At 49.3% G+C, this 12,186-nt stretch carries 9 protein-coding genes and 1 pseudogene; 6 read left to right on the top strand and 4 right to left on the bottom strand.

Features of this window, described 5'->3' with window-relative positions:
- Positions 1-47: 47 nt before the first annotated feature.
- Both folE and OXH18_RS07680 read left to right on the top strand, forming a co-directional pair.
- Positions 48-788 carry a GTP cyclohydrolase I FolE gene (gene folE / locus OXH18_RS07685; protein WP_268611906.1) on the top strand — a complete coding sequence of 247 codons (741 nt, stop codon included), beginning with the start codon at positions 48-50 and terminating at the stop codon, positions 786-788.
- A 442-nt stretch (positions 789-1,230) separates the two neighbouring features.
- Positions 1,231-1,737, top strand: coding sequence for a DUF4149 domain-containing protein (locus OXH18_RS07680; RefSeq protein WP_268611905.1), 507 nt, complete (start codon positions 1,231-1,233; stop codon positions 1,735-1,737).
- A gap of 30 nt (positions 1,738-1,767) precedes the next feature.
- On the opposite strand, the gene OXH18_RS07675 is transcribed toward OXH18_RS07680, so the two are convergent.
- The 3 genes from OXH18_RS07675 to OXH18_RS07665 form a co-directional block, all read right to left on the bottom strand.
- On the bottom strand, positions 1,768-3,711 hold the full coding sequence (locus OXH18_RS07675; RefSeq protein ID WP_268611903.1) for a protein kinase domain-containing protein: 1,944 nt from the start codon (positions 3,709-3,711) through the stop codon (positions 1,768-1,770).
- 287 nt (positions 3,712-3,998) lie between these two features.
- On the bottom strand, positions 3,999-5,363 hold the full coding sequence (locus OXH18_RS07670) for an ABC transporter ATP-binding protein (protein WP_268611902.1): 1,365 nt from the start codon (positions 5,361-5,363) through the stop codon (positions 3,999-4,001).
- Positions 5,364-5,437: 74 nt separating this feature from the next.
- Positions 5,438-7,165 carry an ABC transporter permease gene (locus OXH18_RS07665; protein WP_268611901.1) on the bottom strand — a complete coding sequence of 576 codons (1,728 nt, stop codon included), beginning with the start codon at positions 7,163-7,165 and terminating at the stop codon, positions 5,438-5,440.
- Between the two features lie 234 nt (positions 7,166-7,399).
- Here OXH18_RS07665 and OXH18_RS07660 point away from each other — a divergent pair, with 234 nt between their 5' ends.
- Positions 7,400-8,551, top strand: a complete 1,152-nt coding sequence (locus OXH18_RS07660) for an NAD-dependent epimerase/dehydratase family protein (protein ID WP_268611900.1) — start codon at positions 7,400-7,402, stop codon at positions 8,549-8,551.
- Between the two features lie 46 nt (positions 8,552-8,597).
- A complete protein-coding gene (locus tag OXH18_RS07655) occupies positions 8,598-9,731 on the top strand; it encodes a glycosyltransferase family 4 protein (protein WP_268611898.1) in 1,134 nt (377 codons plus the stop codon).
- Positions 9,732-9,881: 150 nt separating this feature from the next.
- Here the strand turns inward: OXH18_RS07655 and OXH18_RS07650 are convergent, their stop codons facing one another.
- A complete protein-coding gene (locus OXH18_RS07650) occupies positions 9,882-10,661 on the bottom strand; it encodes a PEP-CTERM sorting domain-containing protein (RefSeq protein WP_268611897.1) in 780 nt (259 codons plus the stop codon).
- 613 nt (positions 10,662-11,274) lie between these two features.
- Between OXH18_RS07650 and OXH18_RS07645 the strand changes: the two are divergent.
- A pseudogene (locus OXH18_RS07645) lies at positions 11,275-12,018 on the top strand (S9 family peptidase); the annotation flags it as partial.
- The gene (locus OXH18_RS25475) at positions 11,985-12,146 is read left to right on the top strand and encodes a prolyl oligopeptidase family serine peptidase (protein WP_390904388.1); all 162 of its coding nucleotides are present in this window, start codon (positions 11,985-11,987) and stop codon (positions 12,144-12,146) included. The pseudogene OXH18_RS07645 and the gene OXH18_RS25475, both read left to right, overlap by 34 nt.
- The last annotated feature ends 40 nt before the right edge of the window (positions 12,147-12,186 follow it).

Below are 12,186 nucleotides of genomic sequence, written 5' to 3'. Positions count from 1 at the left end.
GTTTTAACGTTTGGATTCTCATCATTGAAGGTTTATCTAGGTTAACTATGACTATTGCTTCTTCCAACGCTTCTAACGGCGCAAACTCCTTCACGGCAAATTCTTCTCTTACCAAAGATGTCACCGCAGAGCCAACTTTGCCTCAACGGGTCAATACTCGACCCGATCGCAGCACATCGCACGGTCGCCAATCAAAACCGCAGCATCCCCCAGCCGAGGCATTTCAACAACTAACAGACTCGGTTCACACCATGCTGGCAGCCCTGGGAGAAGATCCAGAACGGGAAGGGTTGCTGAAAACCCCAAAGCGAGTCGCAGAAGCAATGCGCTTTTTGACCAGTGGCTACAATCAATCGCTAGACGAGTTGGTGAATGGAGCCATCTTTGATGAAGGACACAACGAGATGGTGTTGGTGCGCGATATTGATGTGTTCAGTTTGTGCGAACATCACATGCTGCCGTTTATGGGCAAAGCGCACGTTGCTTATATTCCCAACCAGAAGGTAGTGGGTCTAAGCAAATTGGCTCGAATTGTGGAAATGTATGCCCGTCGCCTGCAAGTGCAAGAGCGCCTAACTCGCCAGATTGCTGAAGCAATTCAGGAGATTCTTGATCCGCAAGGGGTAGCAGTTGTGATTGAAGCCACTCACATGTGTATGGTCATGCGTGGGGTGCAAAAGCCTGGCTCGTGGACGGTTACTAGTGCCATGATTGGGGTTTTCCAGGAAGATCTCAGAACTCGCGATGAGTTTCTCAGCTTAATTCGTCATCAACCAGCCTTTCGCTAGAAAAGATAGGGAGGTTTCGACCCGACCTGCACACTCTACAACTTTTCTTTGTGTTCTTTGTGGCGTTGCTGATTGAATGAATCTTGGGTGTTTTGTGAAACGCCCTGATAGTCAAGATCCGTCAATCATACTGGAATTCAGCAACGGACTCTTCATGGCCTATGCGCCTTTCATGCGTTTTTCAATAGATTCATTTAGAAGGGTGAGCAGAACTTGCCCTTCTTCGTTTTATCTGCGGCGTTGCTGAACAGAAGTATGATCCTCGTGCTGGAGCTGCTTGCAGTCTTATGGTCTCCCTTAGTGAGGGGACCACAGCCGGGGGTGTAGAGAGCCACCTATCTGAACGCTATCCGCGACACAATTATTAACGCCGATCTCCAACCAAGGACAGATATAGCCGCTAAGCTCAAAGATAGAGACGCGATTTTGCATACATAAAATTATGACAAGCTTTTCTCATCTCGATGTTCAGCGCCCCCAATGGCGAACAGTTGTCATCTCGGTTCTGGCATTTTGGATAAGCAGCAGTCTCATTCTTGATCTCGTCATAATGCCAACACTGTACGCCAGCGGTATGATGACCGAGGCAAATTTTGCCACTGCCGGATATTCGATTTTTTGGGTTTTTAATCGCATTGAATTAGTCTGTGCGGCTGTGGTTCTGACGGGAGGCATGATCCTACGTCGCCAACTCTCTACAGCCAATTGGCAGCATCATCGGACAGTCCTGCTATCACTAGCATTACTGTCGATCGGCCTATTCTACACCTACGGTCTTACGCCTGAAATGAGCGCGTTGGGATTACCGTTGAACTTGTTTGAAACGGCTACAGAAATTCCCACTCGCATGAACCTCATGCACGGCGAATATTGGGTGTTGGAAGTTTGCAAGCTGGCGATCGGCACGGTGCTATTGGGCAACTATTACAAGTCGCCCGTGAATGCCTGAGCGGTTTAGAACCATCACCTCGATGGGGGGCTACCGTCCAAGCCGTTGCCGCACCTGTTCACGCAAACTTAAAGCATCTTGATAATCCGGCTTGATTTGGATGGCGCGATCAATCGAAGCAACGGCTTCATCAAAGCGACGCAAGCTCCACAATACTGCCCCTCGGTTGTTCCAGGCCTCTGCTAGGTTAGGATTTAGCTCGATCGCCTTGTTTAACGACGTAAGCGCTTCTTCAAATCGCCCTAATTGAAATAGCGCTGTGCCTTTATTGCTCCATGCTTCGGCAAAATCGGGCTTGAGGGCGATCGCGCGTTCATATAACGGCAGTGCTTCCTGAGGTTTCTGCTGCAAGTCAAGGGCGTATCCTTTACTCCAGAGGGCTTCCGGATAATCTGGATTAACGGCTAACGCCGCGTTGCAAGCCGCTAATGCTTCAGTAGGTTTCAGCAATCGATTCAGGCTATAGCAGCGTCCCCATTGGGCTTCGGCTGACTTAGCGTTGAGAGAAATGACCTGATCGTACAGGACGATCGCCTGCTGAAATTGTTCTTTCTGGCGCAGTTGATCGGCCTGGGTTTGCAGGGCCGCTACTTGAATCTGGCTATTAGGAGGAGTTGTTGAATCGCCTGGATTGTCAGAAGAGACATCTGTTGGGGCTGTTACAGGAGCAGACGTTGGATCAGCCGATGAAGCATTAGGAGCAGAAAGTTTAACTACGCCAAACAGCAACCCGATCGCCACTATACCCATCAGTGGCAACAGAAGGCGTTGAGTGCGAATTCGATCCAACCCCTGCAACCTAGAGCGAGCATGATGTTCTGGAAGATGGTCTGAAATCGGAGCGATCGGAACAGGAGGTGACACTCCAGCTACCACATCCGTCGGCGATCGACTGCCAACCTGTGGCTCTGTTACAGGGAGATTAATCAGCGGGGAACCAATTAACTCTTGCGGCGGAGAGGTTTCGGTTAAAAGCGTTGTGGCCTTGACAACTTCACTGGCAACTACATCCGAAGCCACCGCTGTCGATGGCTCTGACCAAGCCACCGTTGGTTGAAGTAGCGGATCGAGGAGGGCTGCTGGCGTGGGAGGTGGTGCAAGCGGAGTCGCCTTGGCATAGATCGGAAGCTGTTCGAGGGCTGACAGTGCGTCGATCGCCGTGGAGAATCGGGCACGGAAATCATACCGCACCATTTGCTCTAAAAACTCGGCAAATTCACAACTGACGTGGGGAGCTAGATAACGCCATCTGACTTCGCCGGTATGCGGATCATCCTGGAGATGTCTAGGAGCAACGCCAATTAAGGCTTGAATGCAAATTTTGCCGACGGCGTAGATATCGCTGCTAAAGCGCGGACTACCCGCTATCTGCTCGCTGGGCATGTATCCCTGCGTCCCGATCGAGATGGTTTTAGTGGGGCCAGCATCAGCATCAGCCAGTTGAATGCTGGCTTGCTTTACGGCTCCAAAATCGATTAGCACCACCCGACCATCGCGGCTGCGACGAATCAGGTTTTGGGGTTTAATGTCCCGGTGAATGACCCCCTGCTGATGCACAAACGATAGCACCGTCAGCATGTCTTTCGCCAACGCGACCACCTGTTCTTCTGTCCAAGGTTGGCCATTGATTAACTCCTCCGACAACGGAGCACCAACAATCAGTTCTTGAGCTAGGTAAAATTCTTGATTGTGCTCAAAGTGGGCCAGCAGTCGAGGAATTTGATCATGATCACCCAGTTGATACAGTACTTTCGCCTCGGTATCAAACAAGCGCTTGGCAGTCTCTAAGCCTTGAGCACTGCTAAACTGCGGCTTAAGCTGCTTGATCACACAGCGAGGATGTCCTGGTAAGTGCAAATCCTCTGCTAGGAAGGTTTGACCAAACCCGCCAGCCCCTAGCTGATTAATTACTTTATAACGCCCACCTAACAGAGCAGTGGGTTCAGTCGATCGAAACAAGCGCAGAAAATCCACAGCTCACCCTCGATACAAAACGCTACCTGGAATACTCTTCAACAATTGCACCGAACATCAGGTCAAGCTTACTCGCAATTTCCGTAAGGTGTGTACCCCTTTCGTATCATTATTTTCCTTCGTTCATCCGTAGCGATGAACCGCGATCGGGTTGCACCCTATCTTGCACCTTCTGCTGTCTAAGCGCCGATCTGCCGACGCCTCCTTTCTGGACTCAAAACTCTCGCTTATTGTTTCGGTACATCCCAACTAGGTAGAGTTCTAACTAGGTGGAAGGAGGATTTGTGTTAATTGTCTTCACCCCTACCCAGGGAAACAGGTTTTTCTAGATTCGGGTTAGCTTCAGGTAAGTACAATCGTTCCTCACTAGCATCGTACTCAAACAACTCGGCATAGCGCCCCCAGTCTACCGCTGTGGCAAACTGGCGCTCGGCTTCTTCATGGGGAAAATGTTCATCCCATAAATCTAAAAAGAAATCTGCCCGCATAGAACCGCTACGCTTCTCTCGCAAGGTCTGGACGATGCTGTTTAAAACGGGAACATGAGTTAGGGCTTGCTGACGAAAAAGATCTTTGCTGCGCAGAATGGTGGTTGTGGCAAAGTCTTGCCCAACCTTTGTAAGTCGCACATCTCCTTGAGAGATTTCAGCAAATCCTAGCAAAACAGCCGCATCCAGAATCGGTAACAGATCATCGACTGCAAGCTGAAGCCGTTCTGCTAATCGAGGAATATCATCTGTTCCTTCTGGCTGATCAACAATCAGTTCTAACAAACCGCTGATTCCCCCGACACGCACATGAGGTAGCGCTTTGGCATAGGGAGATGGTACAGCTAACACGGGTGTTGTAGTCGCAACTTTCCCAGTTACTTCAATTTCAGGATTGGTCATTACGGTATAGATATAATCAACTAGTGAAGCGAAGCGGGGAGTGGTGCGATCGTGAGGACGAGGCAGATCAATGACGACTTCACCTCGGATACGCCCTGGATTGGAGCCTAAGATCACAATGCGATCGGCCAGAAATACAGCTTCTTCAATGTTGTGAGTGACAATCAGAATACTTTTAGATGGAAAGGCTTTTGCATTCCAGAGATCGTCAATTTCCCCCCGTAGGTTTTCCGAAGTCAGGACATCGAGGGCACTGAAGGGTTCATCCATGAAGAGAACTTGGGGTTCTAACACAAAGGCGCGGGCAAAGCCAACTCGCTGCTTCATACCCCCCGAAAGCTCTTTCGGATAGGCACTCTCAAATCCATCTAATCCCACAATATCAATCGCTTTCAGAGCACGCTGTCGGCGTTCATCTCGCTGAACCCCTCGTGCTTCTAGCCCTAATTCCACATTTTCCTGAACGGTTAACCAGGGTAGCAAGGCAAAGCTTTGAAACACCATCGCCACATCATGATTAGCGCCGCGTAGGGGTTTGCCGTTACTAAAAACCTGACCTTGGCTTGGAGGAATCAGCCCTGCCATGATCCGGAGAAGTGTGCTTTTGCCACTGCCGCTGCGTCCAAGTAAAGCAACGACCTCGCCCGATCGCACGGTGAAACTCACATCACTTAAAACTGTGAACTCTCCTTTTCCATCCGGTAAAGGAAACCGCTTATGAATATTTTCCACCGTAATCAGAATATTTGGAGCGGCAGCCATAGAGATCCAACCTCGCAGAGCAGTTTATGGATTAGATACAAATCGTAACTACTAAGGTCTAAGCAGAACCAACGCTACAGATGATATTTTGTTTCGGCAAGTTGATAGAGTCGTCGCCACAACAAACGGTTTAACCCCACCACAAATAGACTCATCATGCCGATACCAAGGGTAATTCGGGGCCAATCGCCAACGGTTGTAGCTTCCGCAATGTAAGCGCCTAATCCGGTAGCTACCAGCGTCGTTTGTCCCCAGGCAACAATTTCCGAGACAATGCTAGCGTTCCAAGCGCCACCACTTGCGGTAACGCCTCCCGTCACCCACGCGGAAAAGATGCCCGGAATAATCAGCTTTCTCCAGCGTTGCCAGCCCTTTAAACCGATATCATCTGCCATTTCGCGCAGATCAGTGGGAATACTCTGTGCACCAGCGATCGAGTTAAAGAGAATGTACCATTGGGCACCCAGTGCCATCAATAAAATGCTGCCCCACTCAATGCTGATGTTGGTGCGAATAAAAAACAAAGTGGCGAAGGGAAAAATGAAGTTGGCAGGGAAAGAGGCGAGAAACTGCACCACCGGTTGCAGCGTTCGTGCCAGTTTGGGGTTAAACCCAATTGCTACGCCGATAGGTGTCCAAATTACGGTGGCGAACAACAGAAGTACTGTCACCCGCAACAGCGTGAGCAGTCCCAGCCAAAAGGTTTTGAACACTTCACCTATGCCAACTGTGGTTAGGATGAAGTGTAATGCCCAAGCAACCAGGATACCAATAATGATTAGCAAGATAACGTTATAAAGACGATCGCCCCGCTGTTCTTGATCCACATCAACCTTGAAAGTGGATTTAGGGAGAGTGAGCCGAGACAACACTCGATTAACCGCTTCCCTTGTTGGCGTGAGTGCCTTGCCTAGCATCCGAGGAATCCGTGCTGCTTGCAACAGGTCATATACCCAAGATTCTGGGGCTTCTGCTGAAGCGCTTTGCTCCATGCGAAACTTATCCGACCAAGCAATGAGAGGCCGCCAAAAAAGTTGATCCACTAGCACAATGACAATCGCAATGGTGAGCAGTGCCCAGCCCAGGGCGGGCAAATTTTCAGCGACGATCGCTGCCGCTACATAAGAGCCAATCCCCGGCAACGTATACTCCTGATTCAATACACTGATCGCTTCACTGGCTGCCACGAAAAACCAACCTCCGCCAAAGCTCATCATGGCATTCCACAGTAGCCCGATCGTGGCTGATGGAACGTCCAATTTCGTAAACCGTTGCCAGCGCGATAGTTGATAGAGCGTTGCCGCTTCATCTAATTCCTTAGGAACTGTTCGTAAGGACTGATAAAACGAGAAGGTCATATTCCAAACTTGGCTAGTGAAGATGGCAAAAATCGAAGCTGCTTCTAGCCCCAGCAAGCTACCGGGAAACAAGGCAATGAAGCCAGTCACAGTAATCGAGAGAAACCCCAAAACTGGAACCGATTGCAAAATGTCTAACAGCGGGATCATCACCCGTTCAGCGCGGCGACTATTGGCAGCAATATACCCATAAACCAACGTGAACACTGTAGAGAAAAACAGGGCAATGAACATGCGTAAGGTCGATCGCCCCGCATAATACGGTAAATTACGCGGATTCAGATCAACCGCAGGCACAACATCCGGGGGATAAAAGCTGACTAATGTCCCTGCTCCAATTCGAGCGATTAATGCCAGTAGAACCAATGTCCCCAGAATGACAGCAACATCTGCCAGCCCAAAGGGAAACCGCCGCAGCGCTTCCGGAGATGGAAAAGTTTTCATGGAGAGCTAAACGATTGCACATGAGACGACCAGTCTTACTTTATTTCATAAGTTGAAAGCCCAGCGTGTGGAATTGCACGTTGCTGATGATGATCGGTATGATTCAGATGATTAACAATGAATTCCAACTTAAAAATTGCAGAATTGCTTTCTCAAAATGCTCAAGAAGGTACACAAGTCTGATAGATTTAGCGAGTATCAGTAAGCAGATCAACTCGTTCGGATCAGTTCAGCATGAAAGTCCTAGTTATTGGTGGCGATGGTTACTGCGGTTGGGCAACCGCGCTCTACTTGTCCAATCGGGGTTACGAAGTCGGTATTTTAGACAACTTAGTACGGCGACATTGGGATATGGAGTTGTGTATTGAGACGCTCACTCCCATTGCACCGATCCAGACTCGAATCCAGCGTTGGCAAGACCTGACGGGCAAAACCATCGATCTCTTCATCGGAGATATCAATAACTACGAGTTTCTTAAAGATGCCATGCTCAAATTTGAGCCGGAAGCCGTGGTGCATTTTGGAGAACAGCGATCGGCCCCCTTCTCGATGATCGATCGCGAGCATGCGGTTCTGACTCAGGTCAATAACGTGGTGGGAACGCTGAACTTGCTCTACGCCATGCACGAGCACTTCCCCAACTGCCATTTGGTAAAACTGGGCACGATGGGCGAATACGGTACGCCTAATATCGATATTGAAGAAGGTTATATTACGATCGAGCACAATGGGCGCAAAGATACGCTGCCCTACCCCAAGCAACCCGGTTCTTTCTATCACCTCAGCAAGGTACACGATTCCCACAACATCCACTTTGCCTGCAAAATTTGGGGATTACGCGCTACTGACCTCAACCAAGGGGTGGTTTACGGGGTGCTGACTGAAGAAACAGGCATGGATGAGTTGCTGATCAACCGCCTTGATTATGACGGCGTTTTTGGTACAGCCCTTAATCGCTTCTGCATTCAAGCGGCAATCGGACATCCGCTGACGGTGTATGGCAAAGGCGGACAAACTCGCGGCTTCTTGGATATTCGTGACACCGTGCGATGCATTGAGATTGCGATCGCCAATCCAGCCGAGGCAGGCGAATTCCGCGTCTTTAACCAATTCACCGAGATGTTTAGTGTTGGCGATCTGGCGCTTATGGTGAAAAAAGCTGGAACGTCAATGGGGCTAAACATTGAAATCAATCACCTGGAAAATCCCCGCGTTGAAAAAGAAGAGCACTACTTCAACGCCAAAAATACTAGCCTGCTTAGCCTCGGGTTGCAGCCTCATTATCTCTCAGATTCTCTACTTGACTCGCTGCTCAACTTTGCGATTAAGTACAAGCATCGGGTTGATGAGAAAGAAATCCTGCCCAAGGTGAAATGGCGGGGATAAGTTCTGTTTGGCGATCGATTCTCAACGTTCAATTTCTGTTCCCTTTATGCGAATTGCCCTCTTTACCGAAACTTTCTTGCCTAAAGTTGACGGCATCGTCACGCGCCTCAGTCATACGGTCGATCATCTTCAGCGACTTGGCGATCAGGTGTTGGTTGTTTCACCAGATGGAGGGCTACGCGAATACAAAGGGGCAAAAATTTGCGGCATTCCTGGGTTTCCGTTACCCCTGTATCCAGAATTGAAGCTGGCACTGCCACGTCCATCCTTGCGGCAAGTCCTCGAAGAGTTTCAGCCGGAGCTTATTCATATTGTCAATCCAGCCGTTCTAGGACTAGGGGGACTATACTACGCCAAATCACTGGATGTGCCGCTGCTAGCGTCCTATCACACTCATTTGCCAAAATACCTAGAACACTACGGTTTGGGCATGTTAGAAGGCGTACTGTGGGAACTGCTGAAAATGATGCATAACCAGGCGCAGTTAAATTTGTGTACCTCCACTGCTATGCAGGAGGCCTTGACCTCCCATGGCATTGAGCGGGTAGAGGTGTGGCAAAAGGGGGTCGATACCGAGTTGTTTCAACCCGATTTAGCTAGCCAAGCGGTGCGATCGCACTTATCCCAAGGTTCACCAGAAAGTCCAATTCTGCTGTACGTCGGGCGACTCTCGGCAGAGAAAGAAATCGATCGAATCAAGCCAGTTTTGAAAGCCATTCCCGATGCCCGTTTAGCTCTTGTTGGCGATGGGCCACACCGACAGGAACTGGAAAAACATTTCGCCGATACCCCAACGCATTTTGTGGGCTATTTAACTGGCAAAGATTTAGCCGCTGCGTTTGCCTCTGCCGATGCCTTTATCTTTCCATCGCGCACAGAAACGTTGGGATTAGTCCTCTTAGAAGCCATGGCCGCGGGTTGTCCGGTGATTGCCGCGAATGCAGGTGGTATTCCCGATATTGTCACCGATGGCGTCAATGGCTACCTATTTGATCCACAAGATGAAAATGGGGCGATTGCAGCCACACAACGCCTGTTGAGCAATTCTGAAGCACGAGCTACCCTGCGGCACAATGCCCGACTGGAGGCGGAAAAATGGGGATGGGCAGCAGCCACTCGGCAACTACAACGATTTTATCGATCGGTGTTGTCGGCTCAATCGTTCCCTACCGCTGCTTAGCCAAAGCTTAGCCAAAGTGTTTAGCCAAGGCGACGTCCCACACCTTTCTTTAATCTTTAATTCTGAAAAGCCCTCTAGCAGTAACTAGAAGGCTTTTTTAATCGTTGAGACTAGGGGGCAGCAAATCGCTCCTACATTTTGCGCAATTAATTAAACTGACGGAGCAGCCTTACGACGACGCGCTACCAGCATTCCACCTGCTACTGCACCCAAACCCAGCAACGTAGCTGGTTCTGGTACAGCTTCTGCCTTCACAACCCAATCTTGATAGTCATAGTAAAAATTGTTGCCAGACTTCTTGTACTCGCCGTCTTCCATGCCAATGAACAATGCGCCTGGCTGAGAAACCGTTGTAAACGGTTGTTTGTGCCCAGCAACCGTGCCATTTTTATAGAACTGGTCAGACGCCGTATCAAACGTATAGGAGTTTAGGACACCAACTCCGTAAGTACTAATTCCCTTTGATAGTAAGGACAATTGGTAGGTTTTATTCGCTTCAAAGGTAATTGTCACCTCACAAGCACCCGTAATCGCCTTACCACAGCTTCCAAGCCAATCATTCCCCTTGGCGCTAGCATTAGGATCATAAGGCCTAGTTTCCGAGAAGATGGATTGAAACGTAGCTTTGCCGTCACTGCCAATCACAGTGTAGCCAAAACTTGACATTCCCATGCCTCGGCTACCCAGCCCTTCAGGAGTCAGAATGCTGAACCTAACCCGTAACGACTGTGAGGGCGAGAAGGTTGAAGTGTAGTATGGAAACGAGGCTTTGGGACTGCTTAACCCATTACCTACTGGTGCTTGATTGGATAGTACAGGCAAACCCAACTGAGCCGGGGTAAGTTTTGCTGCTTGTGCAGGAGCCGTGGTTAACGTGAAAGCTGTTCCAACCACTAGGCCGATAGATGCGAGAGCACGTTTGAAAGACATAAGCGTTGTAAATTGAGTAAATATCTAAGGTTAACGAGACGAAATGAACAGTCCACAAATGGACAGTCCGCAAAGAACCCTCTCACCCTTCAAGCGCTGTGGTTTGAGTTAAGGAAATGAACGACTTGAGGCTTAGCGGCAATGGAGCCTAGACGAATCTAGGTAGGTGGGGCGGTAGGGCGCTAAGGAACCGTCAGAGCGGGGCGGGGTGTTTAAGAGGACTCAGCCGATCGACTTCTATGTTACAAGCCAAGAGAGTTGATGCAGTTACATTGAATACAGCGACATAGAGTCAACAACCAATCTTTTCACTACCATGCGTCTAAAAGCCAGACAGCGAGAAGAAATGAGAACAGCACTGTTGAATTATTATTGCGTGTTTTTCGTCGGCTGATGTGATTAAATTTACTGAAATGCGGCGGCTGCGTCATCCGAACATTGACCGTATTTACCGTTTCTTTAAAGTGGTACCACTAGTGCAAAGTTTTAGAGGGGATGAAACAGTGAAAAGGTGGGATGGATGAGAAGCGGATAGAAATCCTGCTCGAGAAACGAATTACCAGATTGCTACAGAGCAAGGTAGATTGAAGATGCCCCTTGAATGCGTTTGATCATGCCTGAGCTTGAGCCTTTGCCTAACCCATTGGTTTACCCTGAAACGCGCGCGATCGACCACGTTGATAATTATCACGGCACGCTGGTGCCTGATCCGTATCGCTGGCTGGAAGATCCTAACTCGGAGGCGACACAAGCCTGGATTGAAGCTCAAAATCAAGTAACGTTTAGCTACCTGCAACAACTACCGATTCGCGACACCTTAAAGCAGCGCATCACTCAGCTTTGGAACTATGAGAAGTACGGCACTCCCTTCAAAAAGCACGATCGCTACTTTTACTTTAAAAACGATGGATTACAAAATCAGAGTGTGCTGTACACCCTGCCCAGCCTAGAGGCAGAACCGCGCCTGCTGCTTGACCCTAATACGCTGTCGGATGATGGCACGATTGCCCTGACGGGATTGTCAATTAGCAAAGATGCTAAACGAATGGCTTACGCGCTGTCAGCATCGGGGTCTGATTGGAAAGACTGGAAAGTGCGAAACGTAGAAACGGGAGAGGATTTGCCCGATCTGCTGAAATGGAGCAAATTCTCAGGAGCGTCTTGGACACCAGATGGACAAGGGTTCTTCTATTCTCGCTATGACGAACCCAGCGAAACGACTCAGTTTGAAGATATTAACCTGTTTCCAAAAATTTATTTTCATCGGCTGGGCACACCCCAAGCTGAGGATGTGCTGATCTACGAGCGTCCCGATCACAAGGACTGGCTGCTCAATGGCTTTGTCACCGAAGATGGGCATTAGTACTAATCCGCATTGACACCAAAGCTGGACATGGGGCCGGAAAACCCACTGCTAAAGTGATTGAGGAAATTAGCGATCGCTATGCCTTTCTGGTGAAGGTGTTAGGCATGGAAGTAGATTGAGCATAGACAAAGAATTCAAAGGACAGAAGAGTTGGCTGTT

It is taken from the genome of Thermocoleostomius sinensis A174, from assembly GCF_026802175.1.
Taxonomy (GTDB): Bacteria; Cyanobacteriota; Cyanobacteriia; order Elainellales; family Elainellaceae; genus Thermocoleostomius; species Thermocoleostomius sinensis.
Note: the sequence above shows the minus strand (reverse complement) of the source record. Positions and strands in the feature narration are given on the sequence as shown.

Bases quoted from the DNA above. Each gene is read 5' to 3' on its own strand.
- OXH18_RS07680 (WP_268611905.1), top strand. From the start codon at position 1,231: ATGACAAGCTTTTCTCATCTCGATGTTCAGCGCCCCCAATGGCGAACA.
- OXH18_RS07660 (WP_268611900.1), top strand. From the start codon at position 7,400: ATGAAAGTCCTAGTTATTGGTGGCGATGGTTACTGCGGTTGGGCAACC.
- OXH18_RS07665 (WP_268611901.1), bottom strand. From the start codon at position 7,165: ATGAAAACTTTTCCATCTCCGGAAGCGCTGCGGCGGTTTCCCTTTGGG.
- OXH18_RS07655 (WP_268611898.1), top strand. From the start codon at position 8,598: ATGCGAATTGCCCTCTTTACCGAAACTTTCTTGCCTAAAGTTGACGGC.
- folE (WP_268611906.1), top strand. From the start codon at position 48: ATGACTATTGCTTCTTCCAACGCTTCTAACGGCGCAAACTCCTTCACG.
- OXH18_RS07650 (WP_268611897.1), bottom strand. From the start codon at position 10,661: ATGTCTTTCAAACGTGCTCTCGCATCTATCGGCCTAGTGGTTGGAACA.
- OXH18_RS07670 (WP_268611902.1), bottom strand. From the start codon at position 5,363: ATGGCTGCCGCTCCAAATATTCTGATTACGGTGGAAAATATTCATAAG.